Consider the following 15,066-nt stretch of genomic DNA (forward strand, 5'->3'; position numbering starts at 1 on the left):
TTATGAAATACCTTCAACTATTTATTTTATTATTTTTTATACAAGTTACTACAGCACAATTATTATCAACTCCTACATGTGGTCCTGTTACGTATGAAAAGCAACCAGTAAAAGCCTGTCGTTTCTCTAATCATTTTGAAATTAGTCCAAGAGGTCGACAAATTCATTTAAGTGAATTTGAGTTTCATGATCAATATGGAAATACGTATTGCACTGAGACTGAAAATTTGAGAAGACCAAATAAGACGATAAAGAGTTCTTATTTTACATTAACTTTTGAATCTAATATTGATGGACAACCTTTTCCGTCAGAGTATATTGAAGTAGCGCGTCAAGTAGTCGCCGATATGGAGGTTTTAATTTTTAAAGAGGATAATCCCGGTAACCAGTACCTTCGAAAAATACAATTTGAATATGGAGGGATTGACGGTGATGCATTGGCGACGGGTTTAGAATACTATAGATTATACCGATCATGGTTACAAGATCCTAGTCAGCGAGGTAACACGATAACAGATAATGGTTTTTTGGCAAAGAGTGAATGGAGGTTGTGACGATATAGTGAATACTAATCTTGGAAAAATAACCATATCTGAAGATTACAGTTTTTATACTAATTTATCTACTACGATACCAAATACAAGTCAAGAATACGATTTATATAGTGTTATACTGCACGAAATGTTACACATTATGGGATTTAATAGTAGAATTAATGAAGATGGTTTAATTGAGAGTTATAATAACTCAAATCCTTATTATCAAGGAGATGCAAGTCCCTTCGACTTGTTATTGATGGATAATGATGATAATGTAAACTTTTTAGATGTCACACCTCTAGGGTTATTTAGTACACCAAATGTCGATGCCCAGGATTTTCTAATAGGATGCTCACAACCAAATACAATAGAGGGAGTATTTTCGAATTCCGAAAAACTTTATTCATCTGATGATGATCAGCAATGGAACGAGGGTACAAGTTTATCTCACATTACTGATCAATGTAATTCTTCTAATGCAGTAATGACCCCTGCAATAAATCCTGGAGAATATAATAGAATTACACAAAATGAAATTGACATTTTGAAAAGTATGCATTATCGCACTATGTCAATTTATGGAACGCAAAATTTGCTGACAGGGGGAACAAATCCAAATTATAGAAATAATCTTGTACCATCAAGTAATAACCTAGTAGCGATGAGTGACCCATGCCATCTGAGTCCATTATCATTAATAGACGATCCTTTAGAATATGTTGATAAATGTGGAATTCATACATTATCATATGATTTGTTATTAGCAAATGATATTTATGATGGAATAATACCTAATGTCGTCAATATGTCCTTCATAGATAATTTTGGATCAATAACGCAACATAGCTCCTCGTTTGATGTTACAGTTGATTCATCTGTTGATGTTGGAAAACTATTAACTCTTTCATATCAGTTACAGCAACCGGGCGGCCAATTAAGCAACATAGCTTATGCTAAGATTAAAGTCGTGGCCTGTACTGATTATTCTAATACATTTAATTGTTCGGATAATACAGAATCAGATAACCTAATTTGCTCTTATTATATTGGTAATAATATTAATGCCGAATTAAATGACAGAAATGGAGGTTACATTGAGGCTATTAACGGTTTTTATCCTGCGAGTAGTAGCGTTGGAGTTTCATCAAATCAATCAGAATTTCCAAATAGCCCTCTAATAAACTTTTTTAACTTACAAAATAATTTTGGTTATCGTCCTGGTTTTATCTTTAAGCTTAAATCTCAAACTATTCAAGAAACAAAATATTTACTATCATTTTTCAATAGAGAAGCTAGCTCCAGTTTTGATGCAACGTTGGCATTGACTAATTTAAATCAAACTATATTTCCACAAGTTGTTACAAATGCACAGGATATCGCTAGTACAAATGATAGATTTACAATTCCTCACTCGAACTTTATCGGTCCGTCTATACCAATTTCTAAACAACATGTATTAAGCTTTACCACACCACCTACTGAAAGCTATGATTCATTCTATCTTCAAGTAAATAATAATCCAACGCAAACAAGCTGGTTTCAATTGGTAGAGGATAATTTCGATGATATTCCTTCATTTTACTCAGCAAATTGCAATGATACCTCACAAACAATCGGCATTGAATTAGCAGACATCGCAGGAGTTAATTATTCTTGGTATGAAGTAGATGATAGTGGTACTTCTACTAATTACATTCAACTAACAGATGGTGTCAATGATCTTAATAACAATGATGGTATAAGCTCTGTTGGAAATGGTTCGCAACTAACTATTAATGTTGCAAATAACTACCGCGAATTTCAGTTGAGAAGAACATTTAATGGTTATGATTCTCCAACTCAAGCAAATCTCTTAGATGTACAAAAGCAGCCTGGTGTAGATCGATCAATAGATGTTATTGTTGAGGTCTGTTGTGATGTTTGCGATGAAGATTCTGCGAACGCTATAATTGCAAATATTTCTTCAAACCTTACCCAAATAACAAATTGTACTATCCAAACTAGATTGGATTTAGAAACCTGTTATGATGCTGTTCGAATTAATTGGGTCAATTATAATGAATCAGATGTAATTTTTTCTAACCAGACCATATCCCGTACTTTTTCTCCAAATAATTCACAAAATCTAACAGTTCAAATACAGGTTTTTAATAATTTCGAATTATGTAGTGAAGGACTACTGTTAAGCTATCCATTTTCCTGTAATGAGACCGAAAGAATTACGATTTACCCAAATCCAGTATTCGATACTTTTACAATCAATTCAGAGCGATCAAACATATTATATTCTAGTTTTAAAGTAAAAGATATAAATGGCAATATAGTATATGAAAATACGATTAATAAAAAAGATCAGTCTTACAATATAAATTTCTTAAAGAAAGGTATCTATTTTTTAGAGTTGAGAAATACAGAAGGGAATAATGCTATGCAAAAAATCATTAAACTATAGAATGATAAAAGAATTCTGGTACATCTAACTATCAATATTCAAGATAAAAGGTGCTTTTATAAGCACCTTTTATTATTTTTTTTGATCTTGATATCCCCAGATTTTACTATTCTCGCACTAGCTTTAATGTACTGGTAACCCCAGCTTGATCAATTTTGACTAAATATACGCCCGCGGTTAGTGGTGATATATCCAATACGTTTTTAATGTTTGACATCTGGCGGATTAATACTTTTTTTCCCAGGACGTCGTAAAAGCTAACTACAGCTTTACTGGATTCTGGAAAATCAAAGGTGAGCGTATTAACCTTAACCGGGTTAGGGTAAAAAACAACTTCTTTTCGCCCAATACTTGATGAAGGGGCAGAGAGCTCTGGAGCCCATATCATGTTCACATATTCAGGATGATCTACAAAGGGATTAGCATTACCTTGAAAGTCATAAGCCGCATCATTGCGATCTAGTTCAGATTGATTAACAGGATCATCATTATGCCATTGCACGAGTACATCTACAAACCAATCCTCATACACTTGATCATTGGTGCCGTTGAGCATGGGATGAGACCAAGAAGAAACTTGATTTTCGTAGCGCGTTGCAAAATATAGCATCGCCCTGGCTATTTCGCCTTTAAATTCGTCAATAGGTTCAAAAACATCTCCGTTATAATCGTCACTACTGGTCCCGCGTTTTGATCCATTGAGTGATGTCCAATTTGCACTGGCTACATTACCAAAAGGAAGACTCCCCCTAAAATTATTCACTCTTCCATCACTGGGTACAACATGATGAATGTCTGACTGCATAGGGAAGTCAGAGTCAAAAACGGACTGCGGCATTAAATGCTCCCGATTATAGCAATCTCCTTCAGAATTTTGGTTGCCGCATTGATCGCTACCGTGCGTATAGTTATACGGATCGGTAGTATTAGGATCTTCAGAATAATAGTCCAACACTGTACTATCATCTTCATAGTAAAAATCAGAATGGGTTAACACATAACCGTCATAAAGATCACCGTAAGATTGTGCCACATGGCCATTAGCGATTATATTCCTCAATGCCGTTTTTAAAGCATAGCCCTCAAGCCCATCTGCAGAGTCGTAATAATCTACGGGAATCTGTGCGAAACTTATGCTCGTGACCAGTACCAGTAACAGGTGTATTTTTTTAATCATATTATCTTACGTATTAGCGCGTTCTAATAGTGCCATATAAAATCCATCGTAACCAGATTGGTGCGCATATATCTTTTTTTCTTTATCAAAAACAAAGCCAGCCCCTTCTTGACTATCCAAAAATGCTGATACTTGTTGTTCATTTTCAGAAGATAGCACAGAGCAAGTTGCATATACCATTTTTCCGCCGGGCTTTACCATTTTAGCGTAGTCCCTGAGCAATTGTGCCTGTGTTTTTTTTATATTTTCTATAAATTCTGGTTGTAACTTCCATTTAGCATCAGGATTTCTTTTTAGTACACCTAAACCGGAACACGGAGCATCAATCAACAAACGATCAGCCTTACTGTGTAATTTTTTTACGGTCTTGGTTGAGTCTATCAAACGAGTTTCAATATTATGCGCTCCAGCACGTCGTGCTCGGCGTTTGAGTTCATTTAATTTATTTTGGTAAATATCCATCGCCACAACATTCCCTTTATTTTCCATCAACGCGGCTAAATGCAAGGTTTTACCACCTGCTCCCGCACAAGCATCCACCACCCGCATACCCGGTTGTACATCAAGCATTCTTGCGACTTCCTGACTGGATGCATCTTGTACTTCAAAAAGACCCTCTTTAAAAACAGATGTTGCAAAAACATTTTTACGCTCTTCAAGTTCTAGCGCATCAGGATATTCTTTTAACAGCTTTGTCACGATTTGTTCGTCTAGCAAACGCTGACGCAATTTGGCAGGTGTGGTTTTTAGCGTATTGGCACGTAGTACCACCGGTGCTTGTTGATTGAGGGCTGCAATTTCTACATCCCACATGGCACCCAGTTCTTTTTGACCAAGCTCATCTAACCAATCTGGGATAGATTGTCCAATCGCTCTGGTCTTTTTAAGTTCGTCAAATCGACCTTTGATGCGGCGGGTAGGTGTACCTTCAAAAACACCCCAATCTGGTAAAGAAATCCCTTTTAAAGTTGCCCAAACAGCAAAAAGGCGGGGAAGTTCGTCGCGTTTAAAGGGTTCGCTAATTTCGGCTATTTCAGCATACAGGCGTTTCCAGCGAACAATATCGTAAGTAGTTTCTGCAATAAAGCCACGGTCGTGTGATCCCCAGCGTTTATCCCGTTTTAATGTTTGCGCGATTTGTTTATCGGCATATACATCATCATTAAATATATGATAGAGTGCATCCATCACGGCAAGCACTAAATTTCTATGTAATCGCATCTTCCTTTTTTGAAGCTGCAAAGGTACGTTTTAAAGATCAATCAACATACCTTAAAAGAAGCTGTTACAGATTATCTGTTTCCTCTTCGATTGCCGTATTGCTTTAAGAGTTTGCGCTTAAAATCATCTTCGGCTTTAAATAATCTAATAATCTTATTCGGTGAAACTACCCCTTTAAGATTTTTGACTAAGTCCCGTCGATCGGTGACTTTTTGTTCTTCGACCTCTAATAGGAGCATCAGTTTTTTCTCTGCTTCTTTTTCACTCATTTCATCAAGATTAGCCTGTACATCATTAATAGTTTCCCGCTCTTTTTTTCGTAGTTCCTGTACGCGTTTAGAATGAGCGTTATAAACGGGCCAAAACTTTTCAGCTTCGGTTGGAGTAAGAGCCAGTTCTTGTGTGATGTAAGCGATGCGCATGGTATTGATGCGCTCCCGTCCTTGCTGAGCAAAAGCATTCAGCGAAAGCGAAATAAAAAGGATGATGAGTATTTTTTTCATTTTATTTTTGGTTTATGCTATTGATAAAGCGGAAGACTGTCTTCCAACTGTTCATCTAAATAGTGTAACATGGTTTCTTCGGAAACATCTACAAATTCCACTTCGTTTAGCTGTTCTACATTTAATTCTTGCAAAAGTTCATCTTCACTGTACTCTGTCACAACCTCCTGAAGGTATTCTTCAAGCATTGTATCTGCTACGCTACTCAATCCATCTTCTACCGAAGTTACATTTTTATTGAGGTTAAGTACCAGCATCAGGATTGCAGCAATTGAAGCCGCGTAAGCGATGTAGTGTATAGAAAATAATTGGACTAATTTTCCTTTTTTGCTCACTTCGACCTTTTGTTTAATGCCTTGGTTTACACGTTCAAAGTAATCCTGAGGTACCTCAAAACCCGGCGTTTTTGGTAAACTGTTCTTTGATGATATAAGCTTTTGTTTTAAGCTACCGTCAATAGAATCAAGGTATTCTTTAGGAATATCAAAACCACTTTTCTTAGTATGTTTTAAAAAATCGCTCATGCTGCTCGTTGTTTTACAAATTCTTCAATTTTTTTTACGGCGTGGTGGTAACTGGATTTCAACGCTCCTACTGAGAGTTCTGTTATCTCTGCAATTTCATAGTATTTCATTTCTTGAAAATACCTCATATTGAACACCTGTTGTTGCCGCTGCGGTAGTTGTGCAATGGCTTGCTGTAAAACGAGTTGTATCTCGTCTCCACTAAAATAGTCGTCTTGGTGCAATTCTCCCGCCAGTTGATACTGGTAGTCCTCTACACTCAAGGCCATTTTTTTAGAACGTTTATGAATAAAGGTAATCGACTCATTGGTGGCGATACGATACATCCAGGAGTATAATTTACTTTCACCTTTAAATGAGTGTACATTTTTATAGACTTTGACAAATACATTTTGCAATACATCATCTGCATCTTCATGAATCTTCACGATATGACGAATATGCCAATACAAACGCTCTTTATACTGATTGACCACCTGCATAAAGGCTTCATCAAAAGTAGAGGCATCTTTTAAACGCTTAATTAGTTCTTCTTCTGTACAGGTCAATGACGTTGATTTTAAGCTAAGACAAGGTAATGAGAAAAAGGTTTAATAAGAGAGTTGATTTTTTTGATGAGTATTCAGTCTCAGTTCATGAGCGTCAATACCCCAATAACAATTAAATACTATAAAATTCCAAAAGGCTAAATTCCAAAATCTAATTCTCCCAGAGTTATTGTCACAAGTCGCAGTCTACGGAAGATTTTTTTAGTAAGAAGTATTTAGTATAAGTTTTCTGTAACAAATAACTCAATAACAAATTGCTAATTCCTATTCACTCATGCCTATTTTCCAACCTTCAAACGCTCATCACTCATCACTCATCACTCATCACTCATCAACACATCACGCAAAGGCGCCAAGGCGCAAAGCAGTGGATTTTTTCAAACGAACTAATCCCTATTTCCTAATCCCATTTTACCTATTACCAATAACTCAATAACAAATAACCAATAACGAATCCAGCATCAATCGAACGACTGCATGGTCACTAATTTCTTATAGGTCCCGTTTTGTGCAATGAGCTCAAGGTGTTTGCCTTGTTCTACAACCTTGCCCTTATGCATGACAATGATTTCATCTGCGTTTTGAATGGTAGATAATCGATGCGCGATAACGATAGAGGTGCGATTCTTCATCATATTCTCCAGCGCATCCTGCACCAAGCGTTCACTTTCTGTATCCAGGGCAGAGGTGGCCTCATCGAGTACCATGATTGGCGGATTTTTAAGCACGGCACGGGCGATGGACAGACGTTGTTTTTGTCCGCCACTTAATTTATTTCCGCTATCACCAATATTAGTATCCAGGCCTTGGGGTAGCTCTTTTACAAACTCCCAGGCATTCGCGATTTGGAGTGCTTCTTTGATCTCTTCTTTAGAAGCTTCGGGTTTACCCATGGCAATGTTATTTCTCACGGAATCATTGAAGAGGATTGAATCCTGCGTAACTAATCCCATTAATGATCGTAAGGAGGCTTGTGTCATATCGCGTAGGTCAGTACCATCGATTCGTATTCCGCCTTTGTTCACGTCATAAAATCGGGTCACCAGATTGGCAATGGTAGATTTACCACTACCAGATTGTCCTACCAAAGCCACTGTTTTTCCTTTTGGGATCGTGATGTTTAGCTCATCAATCACATATTCTTGGTCGTATTTAAACGAAACATTTTCAAACGTGATGCTATGTGTAAAATCGTCTTTCTCCAGGGCAGTAGGGGAGTCCGCAATCTCATTGGTTGTTTCCAGGACTTCTAAAATTCGTTCTGCCGCGGCATTACCTCTTTTAACCGAATAAGATGCTTTACTAATGGCTTTTGCCGGAGTCAAAATACCGTATGCCAGTCCCATGTAAGCAATAAACTCTGATCCATCCAGGGATTCGTCTAATAACACCATGCGACCACCGAACCATAGGATGACTCCAATTACCGCTATCCCTAAAAATTCACTGGTGGGTGAAGCTAGGTTTTGACGATGCGTAACTGAATTTGAGAATTTAAAAAATCGTCTTGTGGAATCATCAAACCACTGATAAAACTGACCTTCGGCATTAAAGGCTTTGATCACCCGCAGACCCCCCAAGGTTTCTTCTACAATAGAGAGAATATTACCTTGTTCTTTTTGCACCCGATCAGAGCGTTTTTTTAGTGACTTGCCGATACGTGAAATCAAAAAGCCAGATACCGGAATAAAAATAAACACAAATACCGTAAGCTCTGGACTAATCAAAAGCATCATGCCTATCGTAAAGATAATCGTAAGAGGTTCTCTTATAATAAGTTCTAAGATGGATAGAAAAGAGTTTTGTACCTCAAGCACATCTGAAGTAATCCTAGCAATGACATCGCCTTTTTTCTTTTCAGAATAAAACGAAATTGGTAAGGCCGTGATTTTAGCATACATCGCATTACGAATGTCTTTCAAAATACCATTGCGTAGAAAAGTTATAAAGTAATTGGCCAGATAGCCAAATAGATTTTTGAAAAAGAATAAGATCAAAATCAAGACAATTACCACTAGTAGGGCTTTGGAGGGATCATCGCCGGTTTGTTGACTCACATAGTACCCCAACCATTCGCGCATGTAGTCTTTTAAATCACCTATACCATCAAGAACAGGCTCCTCAGATACTTTTTTGGTGGTATCAAAAAGTACATCCAGCATGGGTATAAGTGCTATAAATGATATAGCACTAAACAACGCGTAGAGCACATTAAAAAATATGTTGAGGTAGGCGTACTTTTTATAAGGACCGGCGAACCGAAGGATTTTCTTGAGATATTCCATGCACTGGATTTAGAAACCTAAGTCGGCTTTAATTCGGTCAACTTTTGTGGATAGTTCTGCTGAAACTCGGTCAAATTTGTTCGTAGAGTCAAGTTCTGTATTTACGCTGATGTAAAATTTGATTTTTGGTTCCGTTCCGCTGGGTCTGGCCGCTACTTTGGTACCATCTTCAGTATAATAAATCAATACGTTTGAAGTAGGTATTTCTAGCGGAATTACTTCATCTTCTAAGGGTCTGATGGCTTTAGCCGATTGGTAATCTTCTATTAAGACTACTTTTTCGCCATCGATCGTTTTCAATGGATTCTCGCGCAGATCAATCATCATTTGTTTGATTTCTTGCGCCCCCTTGATTCCTTTTTTAGTGACCGAAATTAATTTTTCCAGATATAAACCATGTTCAACGTAAAGCTGAAGGAGTTTTTCATAGAACGAACTGCCTTTTGCTTTTAACCAAGCGGAAATTTCGCACGCCAGTAGAGTAGCGGTGACAGCATCCTTATCTCGTACAAAATCTCCAACCATATATCCGAAGCTTTCTTCACCACCACCAATAAAATCAAGCTCTGGGTGATCATGAATCATTTTCGCAATCCATTTAAAACCTGTTAGCCCTTCTTTGTATTCAACGCCGTAGCTTTCGGTAAGCACTTTTAGCATCGGGGTTGAGACGATTGTAGAGCCCACAAATTCTTTTCCGTTGATTTTACTGGCTTTTTTCCATTGTTCCAGTAAAAACCAGGTCATTACGATCATGGTTTGATTCCCGTTGAGGAGTGTCATGTTGCCTACAGTATCTCGTACCGCTATCCCCAGGCGATCACAATCTGGATCAGTACCAATAACGATATCGGCATTTTTTTGTTCGGCTAAATCAATAGCCATTTTGAGTGCTTCGGGCTCTTCGGGATTGGGTGATTTTACTGTGGGGAAGTCACCATTGGGCTTGGCTTGTTCTTTAACGATATGCACCTTAGTAAATCCTGCTTTTTCTAATACCTGCGGAATCATCGTTATTGAGGTACCGTGCAAAGAGGTGAATACAATGTCTAAATTTTCGCGGGCTCCATTGGCTGCAGAAAAGCTTCCGTTTGCTACAGAGGCTTCCGCGAAAGCGGTATCCACCTTAGTGTCTATATATTCAATAAGATCTTTGTTTGCTCTAAACTGAATATCGCCATAGTCCAAGCTTTCAATTAAATTTATAATCGCCTGATCATGCGGGGGTACTAATTGACCTCCATCTTCCCAATAGACTTTGTAGCCATTATATTCCGGCGGATTGTGACTCGCCGTGAGTACAATTCCACATTGGCAATCCAGGTATTTTACGGCAAAAGAAAGCTCTGGTGTAGGTCTTAGATCACTAAATAGGAATACTTTAATGCCATTGGCAGAAAATACATCCGCCACCACTTTTGCTAAGGATTGACTATTATGACGGCAATCAAAGGCAATGGCGACCTTGATATCTTGGTTAGGAAACTGTTGTTTTAAATAAGTAGAAACTCCCTGCGTGCTTTTACCCAGGGTGTATTTATTAATTCGGTTAGTGCCCACACCCATCACACCACGCATACCGCCGGTTCCAAAGGCAAGATTTTGATAAAAACTTTCTTCTAGCTCTTTAGGATCATGATCGATAATATGTTGAACCTCATCTTTTGTTTTTTGATCAAATAATTCGCTTAGCCATTGTTTTGCCTTGTCCTGTATGCCGGTATCCATAAATGGTATAATTCAATATTGGTTAATGGATTACAAAAGTAAGGAATTGCAGGCTACCCCGCTAGTTTAATTGGTTTGCAATGCGGTAGCGCTTTTTATCGCGCTTGCTTCTAAGCACGAGTTCACCTATAAATCCGGCAATGAACAGTTGTGTTCCTATAATCATTGAAGTAAGGGCAATATAGAACTCTGGTCGTTGGGTAATCAATCGTTTACCGGGATTAATGAATAATTTGTCTATTCCCAGGTAAAAGGCAAAGCTAAAGCCAATCACAAACATGACGACACCCAATGCGCCGAATAAGTGCATGGGTCTGCGCCCAAAGGTAGACAAAAACCAAATCGTCAACAGATCTAAAAAGCCATTGATGAATCGCTCTGCACCAAATTTAGTTTTGCCGTATTTACGTGCCTGATGTTTTACTTCTTGCTCTGTAATCTTAGCGTATCCTGCATTTTTAGCCAAAACAGGAATGTAGCGGTGCATCTCGCCATACACATCAATGTCTTTTATAACTTCTTTGCGGTAGGCTTTTAAGCCACAATTAAAGTCGTGTAATTGCAGTCCGCTAGTTTTTCGTGCCGCCCAATTGAATAATTTGGACGGAAGATTTTTAGAAAGCACCGAATCGTAGCGTTTCTTTTTCCACCCAGAAACTAAGTCATATCCCTCTTTAATGGTGGATACCAATTTTGGGATTTCTTCGGGGTTATCCTGAAGATCAGCATCCATGGTGATGACTATATCACCCAGTGCTATATCGAAGCCGGCGTGCAGCGCCTGAGACTTCCCGTAATTACGGTTAAATTGAATGGCTTTGACTTGAGGATATTCGGCAGAAAGAGATTGAATAGTTTCCCAGGAATGATCTGTACTGCCATCATCGATATAAATAACCTCATATACAAAAGCATTGGATTGCATAACACGTGCAATCCAATGCTGTAATTCTGTAAGAGATTCCGCTTCATTGAGTAGCGGGATGACGATAGATAGTTGCATAAATTATGCTTCGGCGGGGTCTTTTCTTTTAATAATAGCGGCTACGATCAGACCTATAATACTTAGAAATACAATAGTCATTGCTAAGCCTTGTAATTGAGCACCAATGGAGAACGAGTTTTGATCTGCCATTTGAGCCATGGCTTCATCAATGCTTTGCTGAGGCGCGCCAAATTTCTCCATCATCTCTCTGGTAGAGATCATAATTTGTTCTTGAATCGCTTGAGCGGCATCGGGATCAATAAAATTATAAATAATAATACTTATAACAGTATTTATAGCAATGCCAATGACAACTGTAATAAAAAAGGGAATGAAAGCGTCTTTAAAAGAGATAAATCCACCTACTGCTTTTCGTGATTTTACAGATGCTACAATACCAAAAATTACTACTAAAATAAATACGCTTAAATTAATATACCACTCTGTGGCTAAATTTTGTGCAACTGCATAAACTAAGATGGTGATAGTAGCTAAGATGAGCCCTAAAGTTAATCCTTGATTAACGCCAATTTTTTTAATATTTGCTTCCATGATACGATTGATTAATTAGTTGGTCGGTTAGTGAACAAATATAACAAAACGTTACAGCTAGGGCTTATTTTTCTGAATATGATCAAAAAAGAAGAATAAATAGTTTTTGTTTTGTTGGATTAAAAGAAGTTTTATAAATTTGCACGCCTTAAACGGGAAGATTATAAACGATAATACGATGAAACAAGGAATTCACCCAGAAAATTATAGAGTAGTAGCTTTTAAAGATATGTCCAATGGAGATGTTTTTTTAACAAAATCTACTGCTGAAACTAAAGAAATGATTGATGTTGATGGTACAGAGTACCCGGTGATTAAATTAGAAATTTCACGTACCTCTCATCCATATTATACTGGTAAATCTAAACTTATTGATACGGCAGGACGTATTGACAAGTTTAAAAACAAATACGCGAAGTTCAAGAAATAAACTTCTTGCACTCCAACATCTCAAAGCCTTCAGTCTACTGAAGGCTTTTTTTATACGCCGGAGTGTATATAATTTTCCTATTTTTACTTCTTTACACCTCAAATCTATGAACTACATTCTTTTCGACGGACCATACAGAAACAATTTGTTGCCTTTTACCTTTACCCGCCCGGTGGCTGATCTGCGAATAGGCATCACGACCATTAGAGAAAAATGGGAGTATTATTTAGGTAAGGTATCTACGAAGACCGAAGAATATTTACAACAAAAGTGGCCGTTAGAGACAAAAGAAAAAAACTGTTTTGTTCATGCGGCTGTGTTACCTTCGGAAGAATTAATATCAAAAGTTAGAACCTTAACACATCATCAAGTCTTATTGGTTGGAGATGAGGTAATCGCTTTTTCAGCGGAACGTTTTACTGAAGACTATAGTAATTTTGAGAAAATTGAGCTAACAAAGGAAGCATTTACTGTAAAACACACCTGGGATATTTTTTCTAAAAACGGTGACGCGATAAAAGATGATTTTAATCGACTTACTGCCGGAAGATTGTCACAAGTAATTCCGGATTATATTCACGCCAGAAATCCCGAACACATTTTTATAGAACACGGCGCTCAAGTAAACGTATGTGTGTTAAATGCCGAAGACGGACCAATTTACATAGGTAAGGATGCACTAATCATGGATGGAAGCACCATTAAAGGTCCCTTCGCACTAGGGGAACACGGCGTAGTAAAAATGGGAGCTAAAATTTATGGTCCAACCACAGCCGGTCCTTATTGCAAAATAGGAGGGGAGATTAATAACTCTGTATTGTTTGGATATTCGAGTAAAGGTCATGATGGATTTATGGGCAATAGCGTTATAGGTGAGTGGTGTAATTGGGGAGCCGATACGAATAACTCTAATCTCAAGAATAACTACGCTGAGGTGCGCTTATGGAACTATGAGAAAAAAGGATTTGATCGCACCGGTTTACAATTCTGTGGACTTATGATGGGAGATCATTCTAAGTGTGGGATTAATACCATGTTTAATACGGGAACAGTAGTAGGCGTAAGCGCCAACATCTACGGCGGGGGATTCCCTCGTAATTTTATTCCCAGCTTTAGCTGGGGTGGTGCAAGCGGGATGACTACGTATCGCACCAACAAGGCCTTTGAAACTGCCGAAAAGGTCATGGAACGTCGTGATCTGTCTTTTGGCGATGATGAAAAAGCAATTTTATCCCATGTTTTTGAGTTAACAAAGGAGTGGCGCAAAGATTAGTCAATATTAAAATGTATTTTTAAACCCCAAAACTATCACGATGAAGAGAATTAATCTAATTATTTTAGTCATATTAGGCTCTGCCTCATTCCTACATGCTCAGGAAATTATTACAGAGCGCTCATTTGTGGGTGTAAATTTCTATCAAGGCGAGGAGCAAAAAACCTTTAAAGAGGTTTTAGAAATGAGTGAATCTGTTCCCCAAGCATATACCGCATTAAAAAAATCCAAGCAAAATTTACTGGTTGCTCAAATTCTTGCCGGTACAGGTTTAGGATTTTTAGCATTTACAGCAGTGAACTCTGCTGATGGAGGAGAGTTTTTATGGGAAACCGCTGCGATTGGAGGTGGGTTGTTGTTAGTGGCCTTACCATTTAATGCTGCAAAACGTAATCGCGTCAAAGAGGGAGTCAGGTTACTTAATGAAGCAATAATGGATGGAAGTTATGAACCCAGGGTTGAGCTTATAGGCAATGGCAATGGCATTGGTGTTGGATTGAGGTTTTAGTTAATATCCATTTAGCAGAAGGTAGATTAAACCTGTCACTATAACACCTCCTATTATTGTGGCAATTATACGCTTAACCAATAATCTTTTTTGTTGCATTTTTCTAGCTAATCTTATTTGAGCTAATTGCTCTGGTGAAGAGGTAATATCGTTCACTATTTTCGAGTTGCTTGTAGAAGATTTGTGCTTTGTATCAAACAGAGTTTTTCTATCCCGCTTATTATTTTTAAGCGAAGTAATCATAGCTGCTACAGATCCACCAAAACCCATTTTGTTTGTTTCTTAATAGGTTGTCAAAATGATAAAAATGTTACAGATCGTGCAGTATGGTTGCCTTAGCG

General features: G+C 37.8%; 15 protein-coding genes. 5 read left to right on the plus strand and 10 right to left on the minus strand.

Features of this window, described 5'->3' with window-relative positions; genetic code table 11:
* Positions 1 to 2: 2 nt before the first annotated feature.
* Both ABD000_RS05265 and ABD000_RS05270 read left to right on the plus strand, forming a co-directional pair.
* Positions 3 to 554, plus strand: a complete 552-nt coding sequence (locus tag ABD000_RS05265; protein ID WP_343764706.1) for a hypothetical protein — start codon at positions 3 to 5, stop codon at positions 552 to 554.
* 139 nt (positions 555 to 693) lie between these two features.
* On the plus strand, positions 694 to 2,991 hold the full coding sequence (locus tag ABD000_RS05270) for a T9SS type A sorting domain-containing protein (protein ID WP_343764707.1): 2,298 nt from the start codon (positions 694 to 696) through the stop codon (positions 2,989 to 2,991).
* Positions 2,992 to 3,097: 106 nt separating this feature from the next.
* Here ABD000_RS05270 and ABD000_RS05275 read toward each other — a convergent pair whose 3' ends face one another.
* The 9 genes from ABD000_RS05275 to ABD000_RS05315 all read right to left on the minus strand — a co-directional run bounded on the left by ABD000_RS05275 (position 3,098) and on the right by ABD000_RS05315 (position 12,514).
* Entirely contained in the window at positions 3,098 to 4,168 is a 1,071-nt protein-coding gene (locus ABD000_RS05275) for an endonuclease (RefSeq protein ID WP_343764708.1), read from the minus strand.
* Between the two features lie 6 nt (positions 4,169 to 4,174).
* A complete protein-coding gene (locus ABD000_RS05280) occupies positions 4,175 to 5,389 on the minus strand; it encodes an RsmB/NOP family class I SAM-dependent RNA methyltransferase (protein ID WP_343764709.1) in 1,215 nt (404 codons plus the stop codon).
* A 71-nt stretch (positions 5,390 to 5,460) separates the two neighbouring features.
* On the minus strand, positions 5,461 to 5,892 hold the full coding sequence (locus ABD000_RS05285; RefSeq protein ID WP_343764710.1) for a sensor of ECF-type sigma factor: 432 nt from the start codon (positions 5,890 to 5,892) through the stop codon (positions 5,461 to 5,463).
* 17 nt (positions 5,893 to 5,909) lie between these two features.
* Positions 5,910 to 6,416, minus strand: a complete 507-nt coding sequence (locus ABD000_RS05290) for a hypothetical protein (RefSeq protein WP_343764711.1) — start codon at positions 6,414 to 6,416, stop codon at positions 5,910 to 5,912.
* Positions 6,413 to 6,898: an RNA polymerase sigma factor gene (locus ABD000_RS05295; RefSeq protein WP_486323391.1), complete on the minus strand. Its 486-nt coding sequence runs from the start codon at positions 6,896 to 6,898 to the stop codon at positions 6,413 to 6,415. Before ABD000_RS05295 ends, ABD000_RS05290 begins: the two co-directional genes overlap by 4 nt.
* Positions 6,899 to 7,425: 527 nt before the next feature.
* Positions 7,426 to 9,249 (minus strand): ABC transporter ATP-binding protein, encoded by a 1,824-nt coding sequence (locus ABD000_RS05300; RefSeq protein WP_343764713.1) that lies wholly within the window; start codon positions 9,247 to 9,249, stop codon positions 7,426 to 7,428.
* 9 nt (positions 9,250 to 9,258) lie between these two features.
* Positions 9,259 to 10,977 (minus strand): phospho-sugar mutase, encoded by a 1,719-nt coding sequence (locus tag ABD000_RS05305; RefSeq protein ID WP_343764714.1) that lies wholly within the window; start codon positions 10,975 to 10,977, stop codon positions 9,259 to 9,261.
* Positions 10,978 to 11,038: 61 nt separating this feature from the next.
* Complete coding sequence (locus ABD000_RS05310; RefSeq protein WP_343764715.1) at positions 11,039 to 11,980, minus strand: glycosyltransferase family 2 protein; 942 nt, start codon at positions 11,978 to 11,980, stop codon at positions 11,039 to 11,041.
* A 3-nt stretch (positions 11,981 to 11,983) separates the two neighbouring features.
* Positions 11,984 to 12,514 carry a DUF4199 domain-containing protein gene (locus ABD000_RS05315; RefSeq protein ID WP_343764716.1) on the minus strand — a complete coding sequence of 177 codons (531 nt, stop codon included), beginning with the start codon at positions 12,512 to 12,514 and terminating at the stop codon, positions 11,984 to 11,986.
* 178 nt (positions 12,515 to 12,692) lie between these two features.
* Between ABD000_RS05315 and ABD000_RS05320 the strand changes: the two genes are divergently transcribed.
* From ABD000_RS05320 to ABD000_RS05330, 3 genes are all read left to right on the plus strand, one after another.
* Positions 12,693 to 12,944 (plus strand): type B 50S ribosomal protein L31, encoded by a 252-nt coding sequence (locus tag ABD000_RS05320; protein ID WP_343764717.1) that lies wholly within the window; start codon positions 12,693 to 12,695, stop codon positions 12,942 to 12,944.
* A gap of 106 nt (positions 12,945 to 13,050) precedes the next feature.
* Positions 13,051 to 14,217: a GlmU family protein gene (locus ABD000_RS05325; protein WP_343764718.1), complete on the plus strand. Its 1,167-nt coding sequence runs from the start codon at positions 13,051 to 13,053 to the stop codon at positions 14,215 to 14,217.
* A 40-nt stretch (positions 14,218 to 14,257) separates the two neighbouring features.
* Positions 14,258 to 14,725, plus strand: coding sequence for a hypothetical protein (locus tag ABD000_RS05330; protein ID WP_343764719.1), 468 nt, complete (start codon positions 14,258 to 14,260; stop codon positions 14,723 to 14,725).
* Here the strand turns inward: ABD000_RS05330 and ABD000_RS05335 are convergent, their stop codons facing one another.
* Positions 14,726 to 14,995, minus strand: a complete 270-nt coding sequence (locus ABD000_RS05335) for a F0F1 ATP synthase subunit delta (protein WP_343764720.1) — start codon at positions 14,993 to 14,995, stop codon at positions 14,726 to 14,728.
* Positions 14,996 to 15,066: the final 71 nt, after the last annotated feature.

The sequence above is a fragment of the Gangjinia marincola genome, from assembly GCF_039523415.1.
Taxonomy (GTDB): Bacteria; Bacteroidota; Bacteroidia; order Flavobacteriales; family Flavobacteriaceae; genus Gangjinia; species Gangjinia marincola.

What these genes read in the sequence shown, in the direction of transcription:
- ABD000_RS05310 (WP_343764715.1), bottom strand. Translation starts at nt 11,980, where the DNA reads ATGCAACTATCTATCGTCATCCCGCTACTCAATGAAGCGGAATCTCTT.
- ABD000_RS05315 (WP_343764716.1), bottom strand. Translation starts at nt 12,514, where the DNA reads ATGGAAGCAAATATTAAAAAAATTGGCGTTAATCAAGGATTAACTTTA.
- ABD000_RS05290 (WP_343764711.1), bottom strand. Translation starts at nt 6,416, where the DNA reads ATGAGCGATTTTTTAAAACATACTAAGAAAAGTGGTTTTGATATTCCT.
- ABD000_RS05325 (WP_343764718.1), top strand. Translation starts at nt 13,051, where the DNA reads ATGAACTACATTCTTTTCGACGGACCATACAGAAACAATTTGTTGCCT.
- ABD000_RS05280 (WP_343764709.1), bottom strand. Translation starts at nt 5,389, where the DNA reads ATGCGATTACATAGAAATTTAGTGCTTGCCGTGATGGATGCACTCTAT.
- ABD000_RS05295 (WP_486323391.1), bottom strand. Translation starts at nt 6,898, where the DNA reads ATGCAGGTGGTCAATCAGTATAAAGAGCGTTTGTATTGGCATATTCGT.
- ABD000_RS05275 (WP_343764708.1), bottom strand. Translation starts at nt 4,168, where the DNA reads ATGATTAAAAAAATACACCTGTTACTGGTACTGGTCACGAGCATAAGT.
- ABD000_RS05335 (WP_343764720.1), bottom strand. Translation starts at nt 14,995, where the DNA reads ATGGGTTTTGGTGGATCTGTAGCAGCTATGATTACTTCGCTTAAAAAT.
- ABD000_RS05330 (WP_343764719.1), top strand. Translation starts at nt 14,258, where the DNA reads ATGAAGAGAATTAATCTAATTATTTTAGTCATATTAGGCTCTGCCTCA.
- ABD000_RS05265 (WP_343764706.1), top strand. Translation starts at nt 3, where the DNA reads ATGAAATACCTTCAACTATTTATTTTATTATTTTTTATACAAGTTACT.
- ABD000_RS05300 (WP_343764713.1), bottom strand. Translation starts at nt 9,249, where the DNA reads ATGGAATATCTCAAGAAAATCCTTCGGTTCGCCGGTCCTTATAAAAAG.
- ABD000_RS05270 (WP_343764707.1), top strand. Translation starts at nt 694, where the DNA reads ATGGGATTTAATAGTAGAATTAATGAAGATGGTTTAATTGAGAGTTAT.
- ABD000_RS05305 (WP_343764714.1), bottom strand. Translation starts at nt 10,977, where the DNA reads ATGGATACCGGCATACAGGACAAGGCAAAACAATGGCTAAGCGAATTA.
- ABD000_RS05320 (WP_343764717.1), top strand. Translation starts at nt 12,693, where the DNA reads ATGAAACAAGGAATTCACCCAGAAAATTATAGAGTAGTAGCTTTTAAA.
- ABD000_RS05285 (WP_343764710.1), bottom strand. Translation starts at nt 5,892, where the DNA reads ATGAAAAAAATACTCATCATCCTTTTTATTTCGCTTTCGCTGAATGCT.